The organism is Gynuella sunshinyii YC6258 (assembly GCF_000940805.1).
In the GTDB taxonomy this organism is placed as follows: domain Bacteria; phylum Pseudomonadota; class Gammaproteobacteria; order Pseudomonadales; family Natronospirillaceae; genus Gynuella; species Gynuella sunshinyii.
Genome location: NZ_CP007142.1, coordinates 6,317,452 through 6,341,143, shown reverse-complemented (window position 1 = coordinate 6,341,143; position 23,692 = coordinate 6,317,452). Strand labels below are relative to the sequence as shown.

The window sequence follows — 23,692 nt, the reverse complement described above, 5'->3', positions numbered from 1 at the left end:
ATCATGCTTAGATATTTGATTCAGCACCCTACCGTTCCCAACCTGCTGATGTTACTGGCACTGGGATTGGGTGCATTTTGTTTGCCGCAATTGCAACGGGAAACATTTCCGTCCATAGACAGTCGTACTATTCGGGTAAGCGTCAGTTATAGCGGTGCCACGCCTGAAGAGATTGAATCCGGCATTTGCGAGCCATTGGAAGAAGCAACCAATGGTATCAATAATATGAAAGAGAAAACCTGTATCTCCGTTGAGGGAGCTGCTTCACTCAAGCTTGAGATGGAAGAGGGGGCTGATTTTGCCCAGTTTAAGGATGATGTACAGCGTCAGGTTGATGCGGTCACTACCTTGCCGGATGATGCGGACGACCCGGTTATTTCGGTGTCTGGTTTTACTGATGTGGTGGCCTCGGTGGCGATCAGCGGTGATGTTTCCACGCTGGATCTGTTCCAACTGAGTCAGGATATGGAACAGGACCTTTTGCGCCTTGATGGTGTGGCCGATGTGGATATGACTGGTTTTATTGACAAGGAAATTCAGATTGAAGTCAGTCCGGAAAAACTCCGTAGTCTCAATCTGAATATTTCGGATTTGGCCAGTATCATTGGCGCCCAGAGTAAAAACCTGCCCTTGGGTACGCTGGAAACCAATGACCGGCAATATTCCCTGCGGGTAGCCGACCGGCGACTGACCGCTGCTGATTATGAAAACATTATCGTGCTCGGTACATCCGAAGGTGGAGAAGTACATCTTGGTGATATCGCCACCATACGCGACGGATTCAGTGACAGCGATAATGAAGTGATCTTTAACGGCAGGCCCGCCATCATCATGACGATCAACAAAGCGGTATCCGATGATGGCCTGAAAGTGTTTGAGGAATTTCAGACCTACCTCGACAGTCAACAGGCTGTGTTGCCCGAGGGCATTCATCTTGATGTTACGCTTAATTTTGCCTCTATCGTTTCCGACCGTATTCGTTTGGTGGTGCAAAATGGTATTCAGGGGCTGGTGTTGGTGCTGTTAGTGGTGTGGCTGTTCTTTTCTTTCCGTTATGCATTCTGGGTCGCGATTGGTCTGCCGATATCGTTTGCCGCAGGATTGTTTGTGATGTGGATGTTCGGCATCAGCCTGAACATGATCTCGTTGGTCGCACTGCTGATTTCCCTTGGCATTCTGATGGATGATGCGATTGTAATTGCCGAAAGTATCGCCACCACGATTACCGAAACCAAAGCAAAACTGGGACATGACCTGACCCATAATGAGCTGTTCGATGCTGTTTATGAAGGGGTAACCCGGGTTGGACGCGGAGTGTTGTCGTCGTTTGCCACCACCGCACTGATTTTTGGCGGGACGCTGACGATTCAGGGGGATATTGGACAAATCCTCAAGTTCCTGCCAATCGTCCTGTTGATCGTGCTCAGTATCAGTTTGATCGAAGCCTTTTTGATTCTGCCGAACCATCTGGCGCATGGCAGTACCCATGTTGGAACCCAGAATACAGGTTTCAAAGGCTGGTTTAACAGTCAGTTTGCGGCATTGACTGTGAAAGTCGGCAGGGTTGCAGATTTTTCCGTAAGGCGGCCTTATCTTGTGATTGCCATGACCTTTGTGATGTTTTTTGCCAGTCTTGGATTGTTCACTAGCGGGCTTGTGAAGTTCCAGGGATTTCCATCAGCCGCAGGCAACAATGTCGATGCCCGGGTGTTGTTACCGGCTGACAGCCCGTTGTCCCGGACTCACGACGTGGTCACGGAAATTCTGGCTGCGCTGGATCAGACTATTGTAGACATTAAGCAAAAAAATAATGAAAACCCGGTTAAAAACATCATGGTTCGTTATGGTGTCAACAGTGACTCCTCCATCAGTGGCGATAACATGGCAACGGTTTCGGTGGACCTGGTGGACTCGGAAAAACGGAAAACTTCTACCAACGAGTTTATGGTGTACTGGCGTAAAAATTCTCCGGTGATTGCAGATGCCTCAGCATTTAACATCAAGGAACCCAGTTTTGGCCCGGCCGGCCAGGCCATCTCTGTTGAGCTGGCCGGGAACAATCTGGATGATTTGACTCTGGTGGCACAGAAGATCAAACATGCACTGGCCGGCTATGAGGGTACCATCAATATCCAGGACGACATGACGCTTGGTAAAAGCGAGTTGAAGTTTTCCCTGAAACCCGGTGCCTATTCCATGGGGTTGACCTCTTCAGATATTGCCAGCCAGCTCAGGACAGCATTTATTGGTCAGACGATTGATCAGATACAAAGTGATGGGGTGAGCACCGATGTGGTGTTGAAATACAGCGAGGATGCTCGCAACAGTCTGGCCGATATCGACAGTCTGGTGCTGTTGACCAAATCCGAGGCAGTGCCCATTGATCAGGTGATGGAATACAGCTGGGAACAGAACTGGGCCATTATTACCCGTGTTAACAATCGTAGGGTGGTCACCGTCGGTAGCGACATCAACCTCGGTCTGACGTCTACCAATGATATTACCAGCAAGCTGAAAACAGAGTTGTTCCCCGAACTTCGGCAGCAGTACCCAAACCTGGAACTGAAACTGCGCGGGGAATCGGAAAGTGTCAACGAGAGTATGAGCACTCTTCTGATGGGATTTGGTATTGCTCTGTTTGGTGTTTATTTTCTACTCAGCATGCAGTTTAAAAATTACTTTGAGCCGCTTATGGTCATGGGGGTGATTCCAATCGCATTGTCCGGTTCTTTGATCGGACACTGGATCATGGATCAGCCATTTTCCATGCCGAGTATGATGGGGTATATCGCCCTCGGTGGTATTGTCGTCAATAACTCCATTCTGCTGAGCGAATTTGTCCGCCTGCGGTTAAAAGAGGGTATGACGCTCAAAGAAGCCGCCATCCAGTCAGCCATGGATCGTTTCCGTGCTATCATAATGACCTCTTCCACCACTCTGGTTGGCATGGCACCAATGATGCTGGAAACCAGTCGGCAGGCCGTGTCGCTAATACCGCTGGTCACCAGTATGCTGTTCGGACTGCTGGCAGCCAGTATTCTGGTACTGTTTATGATGCCGGCACTGTACAGCATCATCGCCGATTTCCGGCCGCAACTGACTCAACTGGAAAAGGACTGAGAGAGCCCCTATGCAACCACGAAAACCGGATATCGTCAGCCAATGGGACCATGACGTTTTTCCTGTGCTGAAAAAGAGCCTGACTATCTGGTTTTTGATTCAGTTTGTGGTGTCCGTCATTATGGCAATCATTCTTGGGCGGTTAGAGGACTTGTATACCTACCGGATATTTTTTCCCATCTCGTTACTGGCGCTGATCTTTTTTCTGAGCGCGCCAGTATTCCAAAGATGGTTCGGCAGTTATTACCCATTGGTCTTCATCGCCATATTGCTGTTGATTCCAGCCGTCATGATCAATACCCGGTTCTGGCTCGAACCACAGACCTATCAGCGCGATGTCTTTATTGATTTCTACCATCAGATTCCGTTCCTGTTTGTTGCCATGATTTTTACCGCCTGGTTCTACCGGCATAAAGGCGTCCTGCTGTTTTCGGTTCTGATCACTCTGATTGACCTGCCATTGTTCTGGTTCAGACTTGATCCCATCTCCGAAAACCACGAAGTCTGGTACCTGCTCTGCTTCCGGCTCATCATCATATTGTTTATTGGCCACGTTATGGCTGGAATGGTCAAATACGCCCATGAACAGGGTAACCGGCTGGCACAGTCCAACACTCATTTATTGAACTACCATGAAACGCTTGAGCAATTGGCAGCCAATCGTGAACGGGCATCCATGGCCAGAGAGCTTCACGATACCCTGGCGCACTCTCTGACCGCACTGACTGTGCAGTTGGAAGTGACCAAGGCACTGATTGAAGCTGATCCGCAGCAGGCCAAAACCGCCGTGCAGACAGCCCTGGACACGGCCCGCGATGGCCTGAAAGAAACCCGTTTTGCGTTGCAGAATCTGCGCTCCGGCCGCATCGAACAAATGGGGTTGGTGACTGGACTGAATAAGCTGCTGACGGAGTTGGGTGATAGCATTGACGTAGACGTTTCACTGCCCGATGAAACTGACATCAATAAGCTCGATCAGCACTTGCAGAATACGTTGTATCGCATCGCCCAGGAGGCAATACATAATGTCAAAAAGCACGCCAACGCCAGCCATTTGAGTCTGCGAATGGAGTGTGATTTCAACCGTATCTATCTGGAAATCAGGGACGATGGCAGAGGATTCAATCTGACCGATCACGATCGCGACTGCTTCGGTATCAAAGGAATGAAAGAGCGGGCAATGCTGGCACGGGGTGAACTGGCGGTTATCTCCCGGCCGGAAAAAGGAACCCGGGTAGTGGCAACATTTGCAATTGAATAAAGGTATCTTATTTGCCTTTAATAAAACCTGTTTGAGGAACATCGAGTGATTCGTATATTGGTTGCTGATGACCAGGCCATTGTCAGAGATGGATTAAAACTGATCCTGTCGCTGGAAGCCGATTTTGAAGTGGTGGCCACGGCAGAAGATGGCCTCAGAGCTGTCGAACTCGCCGGCCTGCACCGTCCGGATTTGATCCTGATGGACATTCACATGCCCAGACTCGATGGTATTGCTGCCACTGCCAGAATTCTCGAAAACCATGCAGATCTCCGCGTTCTCATGCTAACCACCTATGACACCGACGAGTGGCTGAGCCAGGCTCTCGCTGCCGGTGCCAGTGGCTACCTGCTGAAAGACACGACCCGTGAGGAACTGGTCAAAGCCATTCGCGGAACCCTGGAGGGCAAACACTATCTTGATCCCCAGATAGCCGGATTACTCTTTAAAAACGACACTGGTTGCCAACCACCGGCACCCTCGTGGTTGTCAGAACTGAACGAACGTGAACTGGCCGTACTGAAACTGATCGGACAAGGACTCAGTAATCCACGTATTGCCACCCGGCTGCACCTGTCAGAAGGAACGGTGCGCAACTACGTTTCCACCGTATTGAACAAACTTGAAGTTACCGACCGGACACAGGCAGCCATCCTTGCTGTTAAACATGGTTTGGATCGTTGATTGGGTTGTGTGATGACCGTGATTGTTTTGGCCGGTTTTATGTTCTGGTTGGTTTTAGATTGATAAGAAGCAGGGAAGCCGATTCTCTAAACCACATAATAAAGTATCGGAAAATTTCCATACTTTAGTATGAATCACTTCGGTTTGTGAAAGCCATCACTCCTATCTATTTATTAAAAATCCAAACTTTATCCGCCCTTATCTCGGGTGCTCTTATTTGAAACGTAATATCAATGTCTGATGTTGAGAAGTATGCTGGTTCCATCGCTGTAGCCTGATCGTTTCTGTTCAATAAACAAGGATATATGGACTTGAGTTTATGAAACGAACGAACATTTTTCTTTCCACAATACTATGCCTGTCGGCACTTTCCATTACCATTCCTGCTCATGCCACTCATGCGCCTGGCGAGATCATTAAGCTGCCTGAGGCCAATAAACCATTGGTATCGGATGAACTTGTTCCACCCGCAACAGAGGTGTATTCAAGCCAGTCAATACCGGCTCGCAAGGCAGTAACGACACTCAGAACGTTATCGGGCATACCGGATATCAGCGACATAGATACCCTTGATATTCCGTATTATGACCGCCTGGGTTTTGATGGTGCAGCCACCTTGAACGGCTCGGCATTTGACTACACCATCAGCCATCACAACGGCCAACTGGTGATTTCACAGACCGATGTGTCGTTGTCAGGCAATGGCTTACCCATCGTGGTCAATCGCAACTACCGCTCCCGCACCAACGTCACCGCCGATTTGCGCTGGTCACCCCTTGGATTTGGCTGGGATCTGCATTTTGGGCGGTTGAAGTTTCAGGCGTATCGATTGCAGGATGGCGGATTATGTCATCAACCGTCCGATGAAATCCGCTATAACCCGCTGATTGAAATGCCGGATTACAGCGTCGAACAGTTTTATGGTGTCACGGGTGAAGGTGAGCATGTTTTTCGCACCGTCTCAGGCATCATTGGTCGTTGTAATGATGAGGGGGATTTTGTCGCCACCACACCGGGAGGCATCGACTACACCTTTGACCTCTCGTCGGGTTATCTGGGCGGTGATAGTACCGACAGCTTACGCTGGCTGCCTGTTACCCACATTGAAGATTTGCATGGCAACCAGTTGAACATCCGTTATGAAACCGATGTCTACAACGGCGTATACCCGACCAGAATTGAAGATCCCGCCGATGATCGTTATGTGCAGTTTAATTACGATACCAGTGAAGACTACAAACAGCTGGTCTCGCTGACGTATCCAGGCCCCAATGGCACCAACACCATCCGCTACACTCATACGCCCGTTAACGTCGCCACACAGTCTGGTGGAGTCAACGGTGGTATGACCCTGGACGAAGTCATTCTGCCGGAAGATGAGCGCTATCGTTATACCTACCACTCATTCAGCGGGGATATCAGCAACGCCAACAATCCCGATGGTTTTCACCTGAAATCAGTGACCCTGCCAGTGGGCAATTCACTGACATTTGATTATCAGGCGACGATTTACAATGCGGGAGAAAATACCCAGCAGATCATCCCGAACGTGCGGTCAGTGCATCACGAAAATATCGGTCGGGATGATTTCTATACCTGTTATAACTACTCCCAGAATCTGGAACGCGACTACGCGCCGGGTTACACCCACTATGATGTCACAACCGTAACCGGGCCCTATCGTGACGCGTGTGCAACCCCCATCCCGGACAGCTATACCCAGACCGATTACTTTGTGGCCGGGCAGCCGTTTTTGGAAAACAGCATCAGCGTGGTGGATAACGGTGATGGCACCAGTACCCTGGGCAGCCAGTTTCATATGCTTGGGATGACCGTTCTCACCGCAACTGTTGCTCATAACGGCAATCTGGCGTCTTACCAGACCAACGGTTTTACCTTCAAAACCATCGGCAACCAAAAAAGCGTCCTGACCCATAACGGCATCGTTTATCGTGGACCTCCGGCGTTCCCGGTGCTCAATAGCTCGAAGACCTTCAACCAGGGCATTCCGAAACAAATCGTTCACAACTCCCTGGATCAGTTCGGCAATCCACTGCATTCCACCTTTGTCAGCAGCAACGCTTATGAAGAATACCAGTATACTTATCTGACACCCACCACCACGGCCTGGCATCCCTCGCTGGTGACGTCTGAAACCCTGCTCGGTGCCTCCAATTCCCATGGCAGTAGCAATATTGCCGGTGACGATTCAGTCACCACCAACGTATATGACGCACAGCTTCAGCTGACCGATAAGACCATCAACGGCATCACCCACCATTACCGTTACAACCGCTATGGACTGTTGGAGCAGGTTTCGCTGGAAGGGGATATTCTCGAACAGCACAGTGATTATCACTATGGCGTGGCTCGACACACCACCCTGGGCAATGACGAACAGAGTTATGATCGAACCGTGGCCACAGGGGGGTATGTCACCTCAGAGACCGATGCCCGTGGGTCAGCCAAAACCTATACCTACGATGATCTCGGCAGAGTTTCCCGGATCGGTTTTAGCCTGGGCAACCCTGTTGATGTCAGCTACCAGCGCAATGTGATTCACATGACGCGAGGGCCTTTACAGCAAACCCTGACGTATACCGACAACGGTCAACTGCTGTGTCATGAAATGACCGGCGAAAACGAAACCCTCTATCAAAGCTACCAATATCTGCTGAACGGTCAGGTCAGTCAGGTCTGGTATCCCAACAGCGCCGGCTGTCAGACAGGGCCTGCCGTCGCCTATGACTGGCTATATGATCTGCGTCTGGAACGGGTGACCTATCCAGATGGCAACACCCGGAACTATAGCTACAACGGTACGGTGACCTCGGTACAGGACGAAAATGGCAACGTCTGGCAGCATACCCGGCGGTACGGCAGTCAGAGCACCTATGAGGTCCGTACTCAAAGCCCTATCGGCACGTTAACCGCCTATGCCTTTAACCGGATTGGGCAACGCACCAGAATCATTCAGGGCACCCCGGTACCCGGCGATGAAGGCCAAATATACACCAAGGCCCTGCATGACTTTGAATACAATGATCACTTTCAGCTGACCAGCCAGACTTCCTATGAGGAAGGTACCCGGACCTACACTTATCATCGTAATGGACTGCTGGCCTCCATGCAGCAGAACGACCTGCCGGCTGAGCATTATGCCTATGATGGCCTGCAACGACTGATCGCCACCACCTACAGCGATGCCACTCTGGACGTTGAGTATCGCTATGACGGCAGCGGCAACCTGGTTGAAATCCGCAACGGCATTGCCAGCCGCGTCTATGACTATGATCTGAACAACAACCTGATCTCGTTGAGTTCGGTATTGGCCAGCCCGCTGTCAGATACCCAGACGGTTTCCTATGAGTATGACCAGAACGATCAGTTAAGCCGTCTGACTTATCCGGGTGGACTGGCGGTTGACTATGCGCCCGATGCATTTGGTCGACCGACCCAGGTAGGCAGCTACATTCGTCATATTCGATACCATCCCAGTGGTGCCATCACCCAACTCACCTATGGCAATGGCCAGGTACAGCAATTCAGTCTGGACCCCGAACGGCTCTGGAGTACCGGTACCGAACTGGCCGGCAAGTTCAGTAAAACCGCACAACGGGATGCCATGGGCAACCTGACGGCCATTCAGGACTCACTGCACAGTGAGGCAGATAAACTCTACCGCTACGATCGTGACAACCGCCTGCTCAGCAGTACCGGTTACTGGGGCAACCAGGAATTCGGGCTCGACAGCAACTCCAACATTACCGGCGTGACACTGGCCTCAGACCATCAGATCAGTTACTACATCTCCAACCGTAATATTCCCAGGGCCATACAGGAAATCAACGGTGGCGTTACAACCCTTCAAAGCATCACGGCCGATGCCCAGGGACGAATTGAACAACTGGGCGACTGGCGCTACCAGTGGAACCAACGCCACAACCTGGTATCAGCGCAAAGCCCATCAGGAAAGACTGCTCAATTTCACTACGATGGACACAACGGACTCGTTGCCAGACAGAATGACAACCGCACCGAACGCTACCTGCGTGATGATCAGCACAAAGTCCTTGCCTCACACAGTACCGATGGTGAATACAGCCTTCACATCTATCTGAACGGCCAGACCGTTGCCAACCTCACAGGCAGCGATACCCAGACAGAAACCGTTGAATACATCCACAGCGACCTCGCCATGAATCCCATCATGGCCACCGACGCCAGCGGCCAGATGGTTTGGAGTAAAGACTACGACCCCTACGGCAACGAAGGCAGAGTGACAGGAGACGGGGACACCCGCGAACTGACATTCCACCATCACCAACGCATCGCCGATGCCGGACTCGTGTACGTCGGAGCAAGGTGGTACAGTCCCAGACTAAGGCGGTTCATATCCCCAGACCCGGTCGGAGTGCCCGATGCAGCTGTGACCGGTGTGAATCGGTTCCATTATGGATTGGATAATCCGTTGGCGTATACGGATCCGGATGGGGAGTTTGTCAACCTGATCGTGGGAGCGCTGGCAGGTGCTGCAATTGATGCAGCGATGCAAGGGGTTTTTATCGCCACAGGTGTGCAGGATGAGTTCAAATGGGGACAGGTTGCCGGAGCTGCAGCCATGGGAGTGGTGGGAGGCGGAGTCTTCTCAAAAGGTGTGCAACTGGCCAAGGCGTTGAAGAGCGGAAAAAAGGTTGCCGATAAAGCTGAAGACTTGGTAACCGTAAGGCATCATACATCTCCAAATGGTTTGAAAGGTATAAAGGCCAATAATTCAATAAATCCGGCTCGGCCGGCGGGCATGGATCGCACTGTAGGGGTGCATGTTGAAGTAGCCCCGTTTGGTTCAGCGGAAACAGCCTCTGCTGAAATGGGAGCATATGGTAGAGGTGCGTTTGTAGAACTCCAGGTACCTAAAGCATCGGTCCGACAAACGTTCATTGGTTCATCCCGCAATACAGGAATCATCCCCTCTAACAGTGCTGTTTCATTAGAGGGGACAAATGCTAAATTTGTGAATTCATCCTGGTGGAAACTTTGGGAGTAATTGTGGCTAGCTTTCCATTTGACCGTAGATTTTTAGTGGGTCTTTACTTACTTCTACGACAGTTACAGTTATCTATTGATCGGTCCTATGGAAGTACATGGGAGAGTCTTGTGAATTACTTTGCTGAGCGAACGCCTATCCAGAATGTTTTGAATAGGCTCAAAAATGCAAATGTTGTCGATATGGATCAGTATTCAGATGAAGCTGTAGAGCAACCAAAATTTGATACAAGGCTGTTTTCTAGACTGATGAAACAGAAGGGCTGCTTATCAGAAAAAGAGCTGCTGTTTGTCTACAGGAAATTAAAAGTTGTTTATCTACTATTTGGTGATAAGGATCCACCGGACCATGAGCATCTTGTTCGATTGAGACTCGATTTGGCACATGCTGAAGATCTCATAAGAAATAGACTTGATAAAAAATTGATCAAAAATAAGTGCTGTGTCGAGCATTTCAACCAAAATGAGATATTAGATTGTAAAAGTCTCGATGAGTTAGTTGGTAATGGATGGTTATGATTGCACTTAATGATGATAAAAAAGGACATCCATAAACTTGAAGTTAGCAGTTAATGGGACACCCACTCTAATAATAGATCGGCCCCGGTAAAACCGGGGCTGTTCTCTCTGAACGAATAGAGTAGGACACCCATAAATTTGTTGCCAGACAGAATGACAACCGCACCGAACGCTACCTGCGTGACGATCAGCACAAAGTCCTTGCCTCACACAGCACCGATGGTGAATACAGCCTTCACATCTATCTGAACGGCCAGACCGTTGCCAACCTCACAGGCAGCGATACCCAGACAGAAACCGTTGAAGGAGACGGGGACACCCGCGAACTGACATTCCACCATCACCAACGCATCGCCGATGCCGGACTCGTGTACGTCGGAGCAAGATGGTACAGTCCCAGACTAAGGCGGTTTATATCCCCTGATCCGGTTGGAGTGCCTGACGCAGCCGTGACCGGTGTGAATCGGTTCCATTATGGATTGGATAATCCGTTGGCGTATACGGATCCGGATGGAGAGTTTGTCAACCTGATCGTGGGAGCGCTGGCAGGTGCTGCAATTGATGCAGCGATGCAAGGGGTTTTTATCGCCACAGGTGTGCAGGATGAATTCAAATGGGGACAGGTTGCCGGAGCTGCAGCCATGGGAGTGGTGGGAGGCGGAGTCTTCTCAAAAGGTGTGCAACTGGTTAAGGCTTTGAAGCGTGGGAAGACTGTTACAAACAGTGGAGCCAAATGGAACAACGGTTGGCGTACAGCTGATGGAAAATTCGCAAGCCCTAATGGCCCAGGTACAGCAGGAGCCGCCGCAGAACAAAAGGTTTGGGATGCGGTTAAACAAAAGCCCGGCTGGAGTGTAATTGAAGGCCGCGTGTCTGTTCGAAATGCAGACGGTCAATTACGAGTATACGATGGTGCTGCTGTTAGCCCACGAGGTAGAACTATCGGCTTAGAAGTTAAGTCTGGATCTGCTACAAAGACAGCAGCACAGAGAAATTTTGATAGCGGTGTGAACACTTATAATCCTGCGGTAGGTGTCGGCAATAGCAGTGGTGTTAGCGTTGGCCGTTCGCTTGAAATTCGAGTTCCGTAAATAACCATATGAATGACATTAAATCAGCAAAAGCTAACTTGCTTGAAATGTTGGATGGGCCTGTTGACCAGGCCCTTTCAAAGTACAATTTTAAGCGGCGCAAAGGATCACTTGTTTATAAAAGGAAGCTTGCGGAGTCGATTCAGGAAATTGATTTTGTCACAGACTTTTTTCCAAGGTATGAGCAAGATGCCGAAGCGCACATTCATCCATTCTTTGTCTGGAAAATACCTTCTGTCTCCGAGGAGGCTTTGAGGTTAGTCAATGGCAACAAGATGCTACTTGCTAATGCTCCTGATATTTTACTCAAGCAACCTATTGAGATTAGTGCGCCAAAAGAAAATCATGAGCGTTGGTTTACTAAAAGTGCAGGCGATTATTCGCAGATAGGTGTAGCGATCTGTTCTTTCATGGAGCAGTGGCTCGTTGATTTGCTTGAGAGCTTACAGAGTATTGATGATTTGCTGGAAGCATACGAATCTTCAGATGATCGCTTGCTTAAACAGCAGCATTGGTATGTGTATGTGACCGCAGCGTACTTGCTTAAGGGAGAGCAAGAGAAGGCGCGATCAGCGATGGAAAGCCATTTAGGTAATCCAGGTCTTAAGAAAAGATATTCTGCTGTTTACGAGAATCTTTGACCTTTACTTAACCCCTTCAATTAAAGCAATGTCTTTTTTCAGCAGGTCATTGACCAGGGCGTTTAATTCAACGCCTTTGGCTTTGGCCTTCTCTGCAAAATAGTCCAGTACTTCCGCTTCCAAGTAAACCGGTAGATTTTTTTTAGCGTTGGGGTTAAAGAATTTGCCGCGTTCGCCTTTTGAAAAATCGTACTCATCACGCATTAGATCACCCTTCGTATTGCCGAATCTCATGTTTGGTGGCCGGTCGCGCTGAGATTAGGCGGATGGTCACCGTGTCTTCACTGGAGTTAATGTGACACCCACTCTAATAATAGATCGGCCCCGGTAAAACCGGGGTTGATCTCTCTGCTGAAAAAAGGAAATAAAAAGGACATATATGGACGCCCCCGGACTGTCAAACAAAATCTACCCCATCCCTCAATATTGAGAGACTTTCAATATGTCTGGTCCTGACCCTTCCTGCCACATGATCTCTTGATGAAATGAAGCAGTTAATGGGACACCCACTCTAATAATAGAACAGCCCCGGTAAAACCGGGGCTGTTCTCTAGTAGGACACCCATAAATTTGTTGCCAGACAGAATGACAACCGCACCGAACGCTACCTGCGTGATGATCAGCACAAAGTCCTTGCCTCACACAGTACCGATGGTGAATACAGCCTTCACATCTATCTGAACGGCCAGACCGTTGCCAACCTCACAGGCAGCGATACCCAGACAGAAACCGTTGAATACATCCACAGCGACCTCGCCATGAATCCCATCATGGCCACCGACGCCAGCGGCCAGATGGTCTGGAGTAAAGACTACGACCCCTACGGCAACGAAGGCAGAGTGACAGGAGACGGGGACACCCGCGAACTGACATTCCACCACCACCAACGCATCGCCGATGCTGGACTCGTGTACGTCGGAGCGAGATGGTACAGTCCCAGACTAAGGCGGTTTATATCCCCAGACCCGGTCGGAGTGCCCGATGCAGCTGTGACCGGTGTGAATCGGTTCCATTATGGATTGGATAATCCGTTGGCGTATACGGATCCGGAGAGTCCTCTGGCCATTCTTGGCGGAGGACTGGTTTTATATGGTGCATGGGAGGCAGGTTGGGCATTTGGTGAAGCGATTAACAATATCCTGAACGACCCGAGCACGGTTTTGCAGGAGTTGCGCAAGGCCGCCGGTACCGCTTCGTTGGGATTGGTAACACGTAAACTTGAGAAGTTTATTCCAAAAGGTTTTTGGGGTAGGGTTACAAAGGGAATAGAGATTGCTCCCGGCAAGTTTGACTACCTGTTTGGACGGGTTTCCAGCAATGCGCATAACGCAGCTCGCTCGAATCAGTTGGCCCTTGAAATGAAAAGACTCGGTGTTCCAGATACGGCGGCAGGTCGCCAAATGTTGACAGAGCACCTTAGTGCTGCAGCTCAAGCTGAAGGAAACATCGCACGGACATTCTCGAATCAGTACGGAAATTTTGAAGTGCGGGAATCGCTGTTCATGGGGCCGTCCGGCAAGGCTGCCACATTTGAGAGTACGTTCCAAGTTCTCGAAGATGGCTCGCGCCGACTAAGCACTGTGATTCCCTTTCACTGAGGAAGTTGATATGAATTTTCCGAGTACTGATGATTTCTTGGAAGCATTTGGCATTGAGCCAGTCGAAGAAGACCCCTGCATGGCCTATTGCCGTTACGTAAAGACGGCAGCCAGCGGGGAACTACAAATTGATATCTCATTCAGCGCGGTTACCGAATCATTCCAGGTTGTACTGCGTTGCAGTGGGCGCGAAGTGGCAACAATTTCTTCGGAAAAGGTGAAATCCATTGAGCTTTGGCGTGATGGTTCTGGTTCTGGTGTTTATGTTGTGTTTGATATTGGTGGTGTGACTTCAGAAGCCTGGGTTAAGTTGGAGCCTGAATTAAATTGCCGTTGGTGGACGTTGCGTAGCGAATAGAAAAACCGTTCAAAGCCTGCTTTGGCGGGCTTTGCTTAAACAACTTCCCAAGGCTTGCTTTCCATTCTGGTCAGATCCCGACTGCCATGAACCACGGCGACGATATAGAGGTAATCGGGCTTCACCAGATAAATAATGCGGTAGTTCTGAAAACGAATAGAGTAGGACACCCATAAATTTGTTGCCAGACAGAATGACAACCGCACCGAACGCTACCTGCGTGACGATCAGCACAAAGTCCTTGCCTCACACAGCACCGATGGTGAATACAGCCTTCACATCTATCTGAACGGCCAGACCGTTGCCAACCTCACAGGCAGCGATACCCAGACAGAAACCGTTGAAGGAGACGGGGACACCCGCGAACTGACATTCCACCACCACCAACGCATCGCCGATGCCGGACTCGTGTACGTCGGAGCAAGGTGGTACAGTCCCAGGCTAAGGCGGTTTATATCCCCTGATCCGGTCGGAGTGCCTGACGCAGCTGTGACCGGTGTGAATCGGTTCCATTATGGATTGGATAATCCGTTGGCGTATACGGATCCGGAGAGTCCTCTGGCCATTCTTGGCGGAGGACTGGTTTTATATGGTGCATGGGAGGCAGGTTGGGCATTTGGTGAAGCGATTAACAATATCCTGAACGACCCGAGCACGGTTTTGCAGGAGTTGGGCAAGGCAGCCGGTACCGCTTCGTTGGGATTGGTAACACGTAAACTTGAGAAGTTTATTCCAAAAGGTTTTTGGGGTAGGGGTACAAAGAAAGCAAAACCGGGCTCTTATACACCTGACAGGCAATTACCAACAGATGGCAGAGACTATATTCCAGACTCAGACCTACCTCACACACAATTAGGACGATCAAAACCTAAATATGGATCTGAGCCTCAAGCACGGACATGGGGTTACGATGACAGTGGTAACTTGATTCCAAAAAAGGACATAGATTTTACAGACCATGGATTCCCGGACCAACATTATTGGGTGCCTCATCAACATCGATTAGTACCCAATAATCCTAAGACTGCTCCAAGAGGCGGATTTAAAAGATTAGACGGTGAGCCTTTAGATTATGACTAGATATTGGATTTACGACAAAGATAACTCTAAAACAGGATTCCCATTGGGAATCCTGATAGGACTTTTAATTACATTGTTTAAAAGCAATGTCGTTAAAGTAACTATTCATCGAGCTGTAGGTTATGGTGAGCAGGTTTCATCTTGGGATGACCTGCTTTTCGAACCTCAAGACCAGATTGAAACTTCTTTAGACGAGGTGATTAACGTAGTTAGTAATAATGAAGAAATATTCTATTGGTTGGATATTGAGTTTAAGCTTGAAAATGGTACGTGTATAAAATGCGGCTTACACGATAGTAGTTCTATGTATGTTGAGTCTGATTGTGATATAGAAGAGCAACTAAACAGTAAATTTTCTAGCGTGAGTATTGGCTAAACTTAAGCTTAAATTTTAATGTTACAAAGAACGGTGGAGGTAATCGGCTTCCAGAAGAGTATTTGCCGGGACCCGGTCAGTTAATGGGACACCCACTCTAATAATAGATCGGCCCCGGTAAAACCGGTGCTGTTCTCTCTGAACGAATAGAGTAGAACGAATAGTAGCAATAGAGTAGGACACCCATAAATTTGTTGCCAGACAGAATGACAACCGCACCGAACGCTACCTGCGTGATGATCAGCACAAAGTCCTTGCCTCACACAGTACCGATGGTGAATACAGCCTTCACATCTATCTGAACGGCCAGACCGTTGCCAACCTCACAGGCAGCGATACCCAGACAGAAACCGTTGAATACATCCACAGCGACCTCGCCATGAATCCCGTCATGGTCACCGACGCCAGCGGCCAGATGGTCTGGAGTAAAGACTACGACCCCTACGGCAACGAAGGCAGAGTGACAGGAGATGGTGACACCCGCGAACTGACATTCCACCATCACCAACGCATCGCCGATGCCGGACTCGTGTACGTCGGAGCAACAGTTAATGGGACACCCACTCTAATAATAGATCGGCCCCGGTAAAACCGGGGCTGTTCTCTCTGAAAGAAAATAAAAAGGACACCCATAAACTTGCTAGGACACGAAAAATGGTTACGATCAATCTCAACCTATTGATGTAGTCGAGGTGAATGGTCGTAAGATCATAATTGATGGCCACCATAGAGCCAGAGCGGCTGGTGGTGTCAAACTTGATCAAGTCCCGATTCGTATTCACGAGGTTGACCCAGCAACGGCTGCAAAATATGAGCAGCAAGCAGCTGAGGCTGCACATGCACTAGGTCTTTCCAATAGGTGGTAAATAATGGATGTTTTCATCAATCATGTAAAAGCCTTTATATATTTGCAGACTGGGTTGTGGTCAGCCCTTCTCTGTGGGGTGTCTGGTCAAGTTGATTCTCTACTGCTCAATGTCCCGGGCTCTGGAGTGGTCGAGTTTGACGATGCTCAATGGTCGTTTAAGAAGCACGGGCTCGGTGTACTGTTTGAGGAAGTGAATGGTAAGCGGAAGGTGGATTTCCATGATGTACAAGCGGGAGTGACCTGTTTTGATGCGTGGGGGCTTTCTACATATTTTGGAGCTCTTGGTGGCGAGGGACGAAAAGCTCTGAAATCTGTAGGCATTGTTTCGGGAGCACTCGAAGATAACCTGAAAGATTTGCTAAAAAAACTTGAAGAGAAAAAGTTGGTTTCCGTTAGCGATGGATTTTACAAAATACTATAGCTACGGTGTTGTTGGTTGAGCTAATGAAGGGAATGGATATCCATTGCTGGCGACAGAACGCCGCCATGGACTGTCCACTGACCAACCATTGATGGATCAGATCAGACCAGTGTTGTTGTCTGGGTGGCGCGAAAATGGGCAAACTCAACGCTGGACAACAGGCGGAAATTAGTCAGGAAATTACTATGAACTATCGCTTTGATGCTACTCACATATTTATCCAAGAGGATGGTTATATTGTGGTAACGGAAATGGGCTTCCTTTTAATCAATAAATGTGTTTAAGGAGAATAGAGAATAAAAAGGACACCCATAAACTTGATCAATTCAGTCAGAATTTCCCTTAAGATTTAGAGGAATGAGTTTATCGGAAATTAGATCTTTGTGTGACAAGTCTAGGTGATTACTATGATGGAATCTCTATATATAGCTAGTTTTAATTTAAAAGAGTTAGAACAGCTTTTTAATTGCAAAATAGATGATGACGATTTTTATGATGTCATCGCATACCAGATATCTCAGCAGGCTCCGGAGTACTTAATTCAAAATATCCAAAATTTTAGTGGTAGTCAGCTACGTGGGGCGATATTTGGATTAGGTTTTACTGTTGTTGGGAGTGATGAGCTGCTTCTACCTTTTTTAACTCATGGCGATCCGTTGGTAATTAGCAGCGCTTTAGATTCCTTAGTACGACTAAATATTCAGCTGAAATTAGATGACCTAGTCTTCTTACAAAATCATAAGTCTCCATATGTTAGAGGAGCTGCATTACGCTATTTAAAGGTTATTCTTCCCATTGATGAAATTTATCGACGACTTCTTGAAGCATCCAAAGACGATGATGCCATTGTACGCCAAAATGTTGCAGATGAATTGTCAGAATTAGGGTTAAAAGAGGCTATTCCGCTCTAGAAATACTTGCAAATGATGAAGATGAGGGCGTTTGTGAAGCAGCTAAATCAGCTATAAATAACTTAAATTCATAACAAATTCTTGCATGGTTTTCCGAATTCCCTGGACACCTACCCCCAAGCGGCCCCGAACCGGGGTTGTTCTGTTTAGCGGCCCAACCCGCTACCGCCAGAGCCTGACCGCCCCGACCTCCCCATACACCTGATTCAGTAAAACCTTCCATAGTGGTGATATCCAGTCCTACCAGCATCTCGGTTGAGACTACCCAGCTGTACGTTCGGTTGATGCATATGACGGATTTTTAAAACAGGGTATCCTGTTTGGATCACTCAACAGCCCGGTAAGGAGAACATGTGAAACTGATTGAATTACAACACGATGAGTTCTCGGATGCGGCTATCCAGGAGTTTTGGGATAGGGTCAGTGACATTAATGAGAAAGGTGTATCGCTGGAATTTAACAGTGAAACTGCAACGGTTGTTGCTCATAAAGTTAACTGGCTATCAGAAGGATTGGCTCCAGCGGGAGTAAGTCTGAACGCGTATGAAGTCATGCTGAAATGGGATCGTTTGTCTGAAAATCCAAAGATATCTGATGATGAATACGAAAAGTTGATTCAACAAGAAGTTAGCATGATTATCCAAAGTATAAAATCTTTGAAACCATCTGGCATTGAGGTCATCGGAGCAGCAGGCATAAATTAAACTCCTACCGCTCGCCATTTGATTTTCCGTAGATACCAGTTAAAGTCCTTTCAGGTATCCCGGCTTTGAATGGACGCATTTATGCCGATAACAATCAGCCAGTGGCTGTTTAAGCTAACCGCATCCAGTTTCGCTGAATACTCACTACGCCAATTGCAGGGTCTGTAATAACGCCAGGCCCAGTGTAATTGCAAACGGGCATAGTGCTGTTGTCAGGGCAACTGATTCAGCTGCCAGAGCGCCGTAGGGGGTCATGGCGCGGGCCATGATGTAGGAGGCCGAGGCGCTGGGTGTGGCCATCATCATAAACAGGATTCCCAGATCCGTTCCCCGAAAACCCATCAACAGTGCAATCGGGACGGTGACCATGGGAATGATCATCAGTTTGAATGCGGTGATCCAGAGTACGTCCCGCTGGTTGGATCTGGCTGAGTGCCAGTTCAGTGTTCCACCGATGGCCAGCAAGGCCAGTGGAATGGTGAGGTGGGCAAAGTATTCTGCGCTGCGGCTGATCAGAAAGGGGACTTGTATGCCGCTCAAGCTCCAGAGGATTCCCAGCACCGCGCCGATAATCAGTGGGTTTTTCAGAATGCTCCGTAGCTGTGAGCGAACATCTCCGGCGTTCAGCAGTACCACTGACAGGATGTTGTACAAAATAACCATAAACGAAACATACACGCTGGCGCTGACGAGACCGGCATCGCCATAGGCATTGATGCATAACGCCAGACCGATAATGCCCATGTTGCCGCGAAATGCACACTGGGCAAAAACGCCACGTTTGTTTTTGTCTGTGATCAGCGGGGCAATCAGCCACAGTGCCGCGACGATGATCAGGGTCATAACGGCCCCAAATATCACCAGCTTGGGGTTGAGGGAATCTGTCAGCGATTTATTGGCGATGGAAATGAACAGCAGGCTGGGCAGTGAAATATTGAAAACCAGACGATTGGCCACGATCACGAACTGGTCATTGACGAAATTGGAGTGTTTAAACCAGATCCCCAACGCTAAGATGAGCAGAATGGGGCCGGTCACATTGATGGCCGAAAAAAGCGCGTGAATTAACGACATAACGATCCTGAAGTGATGAGGTGTAGCCAATGAAGATTCTGATCAGTGCCTGTCTGTTGGGAGAGCCCGTTCGGTATGATGGCAAAGGCAAACCCGTCACCAGTCCGATACTCCATCAATGGCAGCAGGCGGGTCAGCTGCTGCCGTTCTGTCCTGAACTGGCAGGCGGTCTCAGTGTGCCGCGGGAGCCTGCAGAAATTCAACCTGATCACCGTATTGTCACACACTCGCAGTTAGATGTAACCGGGGCCTTTGAACTGGGTGCCCGGCAGGCGCAAAAGCTGGTGAAAGACTATGATATAAACATGGCAATCATGACTGATCTCAGTCCTTCCTGTGGTTCCTCACATATTTACGATGGCAGCTTTAGTGGTCAAATCCGGGAAGGGGAGGGACGCACGGTTCAATATCTACGGCAGGCCGGCGTGCGAGTATTCAGTCAGCATCAGATTGATCAGGCCTGGAAATACTGGCAAACACAGGTAACGGACTGTGATAAGGGTTCAGGATGAAATAAAATTTCATTTTCAAGTCCGGGGCCGCAGGTCTTTTTTTCATTATTTTCAGCTGCCGAAACGTTTTGAGAGGCCTGGGTTTTTGTGCTGGCGACAGGCTGGCAAGCCGGTCTTGCGGCGATTAAGTCACTAAAATTCTGAATTGTCTGAGATTACGGTTGAACTCTGATTGCGTTGTGGAGCGACGCCGGGGAAACTGAGCAACATCAATAGATACTGAAAATATCAGGATTCTGATTGCTGAATGATGGATGATTTTGTAATTTTATTACCAAATTCACTTGAGTGGGGGTTCCAAAATGGGAGCGGTTAAGAAAATAGGTGTGTTAACGAGTGGTGGTGATTCTCCAGGGATGAATGCAGCTGTCAGGGCCGTTGTCAGAGCCGGTATTGATCAGGGTTTGCAGGTATATGGTGTGTACGACGGGTATCTGGGGTTGTACGAGAATCATATTGAAGAGCTTACCCGGCGGTCTGTGTCCAACATCATTAACCGGGGTGGTACGGTGCTTGGCTCTGCCCGATTCCCTCAGTTTAAAGAGCTGAGTGTGCGCGAAAAAGCGGTGGAAAATCTGAAGGCTGCCAATATCGATGCACTGGTAGTGATTGGGGGCGATGGTAGTTATATGGGTGCCAAGGCTCTGACTGAAATGGGATATCCCTGCATTGGTTTGCCGGGCACTATTGATAATGATATCAATGGTACCGATTACACAATTGGTTTCTTCACCGCTCTGAACACTGTGCTGGAAGCGATCGATCGTCTGCGTGATACCAGTACTTCGCACCATCGGATCTCCATTGTTGAAATTATGGGACGTCACTGCGGTGATTTAACGGTCTCTGCTGCCATTGGCGGTGGGGCCGAGTTCTGTATTGTCCCTGAGCGTGGGCTCGACGAAGCGGATCTGATTGCCAAGCTCAAGGCTCAGGTCGGTCGTGGTAAGAAACATGCGATTGTGGCATTGACGGAAAAAGTCACCGATGCCAATGCCCTGGCTCAGAAAATTGAGGCAGAAACCGGTCTGGAGACCCGTGCCACTATCCTGGGTCATATTCAGCGTGGTGGCAATCCGACGGCATTTGATCGCTTGCTGGCGAGCCGGATGGGCAGCTATGCTGTGGATCTGCTGGTACAGGGCGAGGGGGGGCGTTGTGTGGGTATTCATAATGACCAGTTGGTGCATCACGATATCATTGATGCCATGGAAAACATGCGTCGGCCATTCAATGACAAGCTCTTTGATCTGAGTATCAAACTGGCCTGATCCGGATCGAAATCATCTCACGGGTGACTGGTTAACGCCGTCACCCGCATGGCTTTCCCTGACCCCGTTACTAATCCACCTTCTTCCATCTGCCTGCCTGCTTACCCCAGCAGTGCATCAAACCATTGTACTTTGACTAAATCCCCAGTCCTTACCGGCTCGGTTTGCGGTGCCAGAATGACGTAGCCGTTGGCACGGGTCAGCGAGGTCAACATATGTGAGCCCTGAGCGCCGGTGCTGCGAACCGCCAGTCGGCCCTGATCGTCATGGAACAAGATGCCGCGTTGAAAGTCGGTTCTACCGGGTGATGTTTTAAAATCAGATGCGGCAATGGCGGTCTGGGTCGGGTAGTGAATCTGTTCGTGCCCCTGCATTTTTTTCAGGGCCGGTACCGCCAACTGGTGAAAGGTCACCAGTGCCGAAACCGGATTGCCGGGCAGACCGAAAAACACCGCCGGACCAATACGGCCAAACGCCACCGGCTTGCCGGGTTTAATGGCCAGCTTCCAGAAGTTGACTTCGCCGATTTCGGTCAGAATATCTTTGGTGTAATCGGCTTCGCCCACTGACACGCCACCGGTGGTAATGATGGCATCGCAGTCTTCTGCGGCACTGAGAAAGGCACTTTTCAGTTGTTCTTTATCGTCAGCGATAATGCCGAAATCCCGCACTTCAATGCCCATTCTGGTCAGCATGGCATGAATGGCCGGACGGTTGGATTCGTACAGCTCTCCCGGATTCAGAGTGGTGCCTGGAAGTTTCAGTTCATCGCCTGATGCCAGCAGTGCCACTTTCAGTTGCCGTTTGACCGACACGCTGGCGATACCCAGTGCCGCGAACACGGCGATGTCGGCGGTGTTGATACAGTGGCCCGCGTCATAGACGGTCGCGCCAGCGCTGATGTCCTCACCGGCATGGCGGATATTCCGGTCGAGCACCAGACCGTCACTGAAGGCCACGGTTTCATCATCGAGAAGAGTGGCATTTTCCTGCATGACCACACAATTGGCACCGGGTGGCAGTTGTGCCCCGGTCATGATGCGTACACATTCTCCCGGAGCGACGGTCTGTTCGAATGGATGTCCGGCCAGGCAGCGACCGATCAATCGATAACTGGCAGCGGCCGGTTCGGTCAGGTGAATGGCGTAACCGTCCATGGCGGAATTGGTGTAGGGGGGAACGTTGACGCGGCTGATCACGGGTTCAGCAAGCACCCGGCCAATACTTTGCCCCAGTTCGACCGTTTGTTGTGTTGCTATTGGATGTATCTCTGCCAACAGGCGGGAAAGCGCCGTTTCAAATGGTAATAGCCCTGCGGGCGTGTCACAGCAACTCATGGTGGCTCCTAATCAGGTTGTTGAGTGCTTTTCAGCACGCAAAAAATAAGATGGCGTAATGTTTGGTGATCAGAGCAGCCACTGATTCTCCACTACCCAGACGGCTGCCTCCACGCGGGACCGCATGCCCAGTTTGCTGAGCAGTCGCTTGACGTGGACCTTGACGGTCCCTTCCGCGATATCCAGGTCGCGGGCAATCATTTTGTTGGACTGGCCATCGGCAATCAGTTTCAACACCTGCCGCTCCCGATCTGTCAGATCGGCCGGACTGGGGCCATTGATGATCTTGCGGTCACGCAGGGCTTTGGAAATCACATCCATCAGTTCGGGGCTGAAAATCTGCTGCCCGCCAGCACAGTTCAGGATGCTCTTGATGAGATCTTCGGGCTCCATGTCCTTTAGCAGATAACCGTCGGCACCCGCGCGCAGAGCCCTAAATACATCTGCGTGATCATTGGACACGGTGAAAACGATAATTTTTGAGTGGACTTCGGCATTGCGAATCTGCCGGATGGTCTCAATGCCATCCATGACCGGCATGTTGAGGTCCATCAGGATCAAATCGGGTTCATCCTGAATGGCCATTTTAATTGCCTGTTCGCCACTGCAGGCCTGACCGACCGGATTCAGTCTGGGTTCCATTTCCAGCAACTGCGTCAGACCCCGACGCATCATCGGGTGGTCATCGACAATGAGTACATCTGCAATAGTTTCGATGGCGGAATGGTCAGACATGGATATCTCTCCTGCTCTGGCGCTTGTTATAGGTAGTCGCATGAATGCTGTGTCTGAAGCATTCGAGTTTAACATGGAAAATGTC

23 protein-coding genes and 1 pseudogene are annotated in these 23,692 nt (G+C 49.5%); 18 read left to right on the top strand and 6 right to left on the bottom strand.

Annotated elements, in window-relative coordinates; genetic code table 11:
* Nucleotides 1–3: 3 nt before the first annotated feature.
* The 7 genes from YC6258_RS26265 to YC6258_RS26235 all read left to right on the top strand — a co-directional run bounded on the left by YC6258_RS26265 (nucleotide 4) and on the right by YC6258_RS26235 (nucleotide 12,362).
* Nucleotides 4–3,120, top strand: coding sequence for an efflux RND transporter permease subunit (locus tag YC6258_RS26265; RefSeq protein WP_044619497.1), 3,117 nt, complete (start codon nucleotides 4–6; stop codon nucleotides 3,118–3,120).
* A gap of 10 nt (nucleotides 3,121–3,130) precedes the next feature.
* Nucleotides 3,131–4,381 (top strand): sensor histidine kinase, encoded by a 1,251-nt coding sequence (locus YC6258_RS26260; protein ID WP_044619496.1) that lies wholly within the window; start codon nucleotides 3,131–3,133, stop codon nucleotides 4,379–4,381.
* A gap of 45 nt (nucleotides 4,382–4,426) precedes the next feature.
* Nucleotides 4,427–5,065 (top strand): response regulator, encoded by a 639-nt coding sequence (locus YC6258_RS26255; RefSeq protein ID WP_044619495.1) that lies wholly within the window; start codon nucleotides 4,427–4,429, stop codon nucleotides 5,063–5,065.
* Between the two features lie 319 nt (nucleotides 5,066–5,384).
* A complete protein-coding gene (locus tag YC6258_RS26250) occupies nucleotides 5,385–10,112 on the top strand; it encodes an RHS repeat-associated core domain-containing protein (protein WP_044619494.1) in 4,728 nt (1,575 codons plus the stop codon).
* Between the two features lie 110 nt (nucleotides 10,113–10,222).
* The gene (locus YC6258_RS26245) at nucleotides 10,223–10,630 is read left to right on the top strand and encodes a hypothetical protein (RefSeq protein WP_144407753.1); all 408 of its coding nucleotides are present in this window, start codon (nucleotides 10,223–10,225) and stop codon (nucleotides 10,628–10,630) included.
* A 176-nt stretch (nucleotides 10,631–10,806) separates the two neighbouring features.
* Entirely contained in the window at nucleotides 10,807–11,721 is a 915-nt protein-coding gene (locus tag YC6258_RS26240; RefSeq protein WP_082070910.1) for an RHS repeat-associated core domain-containing protein, read from the top strand.
* 8 nt (nucleotides 11,722–11,729) lie between these two features.
* Entirely contained in the window at nucleotides 11,730–12,362 is a 633-nt protein-coding gene (locus tag YC6258_RS26235) for a hypothetical protein (protein ID WP_044619491.1), read from the top strand.
* Nucleotides 12,363–12,365: 3 nt separating this feature from the next.
* Here YC6258_RS26235 and YC6258_RS26230 read toward each other — a convergent pair whose 3' ends face one another.
* A complete protein-coding gene (locus YC6258_RS26230) occupies nucleotides 12,366–12,566 on the bottom strand; it encodes a hypothetical protein (protein WP_044619490.1) in 201 nt (66 codons plus the stop codon).
* Nucleotides 12,567–13,120: 554 nt separating this feature from the next.
* Here YC6258_RS26230 and YC6258_RS29340 point away from each other — a divergent pair.
* Both YC6258_RS29340 and YC6258_RS26220 read left to right on the top strand, forming a co-directional pair.
* Nucleotides 13,121–13,960, top strand: a complete 840-nt coding sequence (locus YC6258_RS29340; RefSeq protein ID WP_082070909.1) for an RHS repeat-associated core domain-containing protein — start codon at nucleotides 13,121–13,123, stop codon at nucleotides 13,958–13,960.
* Between the two features lie 10 nt (nucleotides 13,961–13,970).
* The gene (locus YC6258_RS26220; RefSeq protein WP_044619489.1) at nucleotides 13,971–14,318 is read left to right on the top strand and encodes a hypothetical protein; all 348 of its coding nucleotides are present in this window, start codon (nucleotides 13,971–13,973) and stop codon (nucleotides 14,316–14,318) included.
* A 35-nt stretch (nucleotides 14,319–14,353) separates the two neighbouring features.
* Here YC6258_RS26220 and YC6258_RS30045 read toward each other — a convergent pair whose 3' ends face one another.
* Complete coding sequence (locus YC6258_RS30045; RefSeq protein WP_211264592.1) at nucleotides 14,354–14,524, bottom strand: type II toxin-antitoxin system RelE/ParE family toxin; 171 nt, start codon at nucleotides 14,522–14,524, stop codon at nucleotides 14,354–14,356.
* A 10-nt stretch (nucleotides 14,525–14,534) separates the two neighbouring features.
* Between YC6258_RS30045 and YC6258_RS31110 the strand changes: the two genes are divergently transcribed.
* The 5 genes and pseudogenes from YC6258_RS31110 (at nucleotide 14,535) to YC6258_RS26200 (ending at nucleotide 17,063) form a co-directional block, all read left to right on the top strand.
* Nucleotides 14,535–15,398 (top strand): RHS repeat-associated core domain-containing protein, encoded by an 864-nt coding sequence (locus tag YC6258_RS31110; RefSeq protein ID WP_082070908.1) that lies wholly within the window; start codon nucleotides 14,535–14,537, stop codon nucleotides 15,396–15,398.
* Nucleotides 15,391–15,774 carry a hypothetical protein gene (locus tag YC6258_RS26210; RefSeq protein ID WP_044619487.1) on the top strand — a complete coding sequence of 128 codons (384 nt, stop codon included), beginning with the start codon at nucleotides 15,391–15,393 and terminating at the stop codon, nucleotides 15,772–15,774. Before YC6258_RS31110 ends, YC6258_RS26210 begins: the two co-directional genes overlap by 8 nt.
* A 379-nt stretch (nucleotides 15,775–16,153) precedes the next feature.
* The gene (locus tag YC6258_RS30040) at nucleotides 16,154–16,363 is read left to right on the top strand and encodes a hypothetical protein (protein ID WP_144407752.1); all 210 of its coding nucleotides are present in this window, start codon (nucleotides 16,154–16,156) and stop codon (nucleotides 16,361–16,363) included.
* 85 nt (nucleotides 16,364–16,448) lie between these two features.
* A pseudogene (locus tag YC6258_RS31485) lies at nucleotides 16,449–16,640 on the top strand (ParB N-terminal domain-containing protein); the annotation flags it as partial.
* Nucleotides 16,641–16,643: 3 nt separating this feature from the next.
* A complete protein-coding gene (locus tag YC6258_RS26200) occupies nucleotides 16,644–17,063 on the top strand; it encodes a DUF6896 domain-containing protein (protein WP_044619485.1) in 420 nt (139 codons plus the stop codon).
* Here the strand turns inward: YC6258_RS26200 and YC6258_RS31480 are convergent.
* Nucleotides 17,035–17,148: a hypothetical protein gene (locus tag YC6258_RS31480; protein WP_425402646.1), complete on the bottom strand. Its 114-nt coding sequence runs from the start codon at nucleotides 17,146–17,148 to the stop codon at nucleotides 17,035–17,037. The two genes, YC6258_RS26200 and YC6258_RS31480, sit on opposite strands and share 29 nt — an antisense overlap.
* A 322-nt stretch (nucleotides 17,149–17,470) precedes the next feature.
* Between YC6258_RS31480 and YC6258_RS26195 the strand changes: the two genes are divergently transcribed.
* Both YC6258_RS26195 and YC6258_RS26190 read left to right on the top strand, forming a co-directional pair.
* Complete coding sequence (locus tag YC6258_RS26195) at nucleotides 17,471–17,974, top strand: HEAT repeat domain-containing protein (RefSeq protein WP_044619484.1); 504 nt, start codon at nucleotides 17,471–17,473, stop codon at nucleotides 17,972–17,974.
* A 353-nt stretch (nucleotides 17,975–18,327) separates the two neighbouring features.
* Nucleotides 18,328–18,678 carry a hypothetical protein gene (locus tag YC6258_RS26190; RefSeq protein ID WP_044619483.1) on the top strand — a complete coding sequence of 117 codons (351 nt, stop codon included), beginning with the start codon at nucleotides 18,328–18,330 and terminating at the stop codon, nucleotides 18,676–18,678.
* 144 nt (nucleotides 18,679–18,822) lie between these two features.
* On the opposite strand, the gene YC6258_RS26185 is transcribed toward YC6258_RS26190, so the two are convergent.
* Nucleotides 18,823–19,752 carry an AEC family transporter gene (locus YC6258_RS26185; protein ID WP_044619482.1) on the bottom strand — a complete coding sequence of 310 codons (930 nt, stop codon included), beginning with the start codon at nucleotides 19,750–19,752 and terminating at the stop codon, nucleotides 18,823–18,825.
* A 29-nt stretch (nucleotides 19,753–19,781) separates the two neighbouring features.
* Between YC6258_RS26185 and YC6258_RS26180 the strand changes: the two genes are divergently transcribed.
* Together YC6258_RS26180 and pfkA are read left to right on the top strand one after the other, a co-directional pair.
* Nucleotides 19,782–20,264 (top strand): 2-thiouracil desulfurase family protein, encoded by a 483-nt coding sequence (locus YC6258_RS26180; RefSeq protein ID WP_044619481.1) that lies wholly within the window; start codon nucleotides 19,782–19,784, stop codon nucleotides 20,262–20,264.
* Nucleotides 20,265–20,566: 302 nt separating this feature from the next.
* Entirely contained in the window at nucleotides 20,567–21,535 is a 969-nt protein-coding gene (gene pfkA, locus YC6258_RS26175) for a 6-phosphofructokinase (RefSeq protein WP_044619480.1), read from the top strand.
* 101 nt (nucleotides 21,536–21,636) lie between these two features.
* Here pfkA and moeA read toward each other — a convergent pair whose 3' ends face one another.
* Together moeA and narL are read right to left on the bottom strand one after the other, a co-directional pair.
* Nucleotides 21,637–22,872, bottom strand: coding sequence for a molybdopterin molybdotransferase MoeA (gene moeA / locus YC6258_RS26170; RefSeq protein WP_044619479.1), 1,236 nt, complete (start codon nucleotides 22,870–22,872; stop codon nucleotides 21,637–21,639).
* Nucleotides 22,873–22,941: 69 nt separating this feature from the next.
* Entirely contained in the window at nucleotides 22,942–23,607 is a 666-nt protein-coding gene (gene narL, locus YC6258_RS26165) for a two-component system response regulator NarL (protein ID WP_044619478.1), read from the bottom strand.
* Between the last annotated feature and the right edge of the window lie 85 nt (nucleotides 23,608–23,692).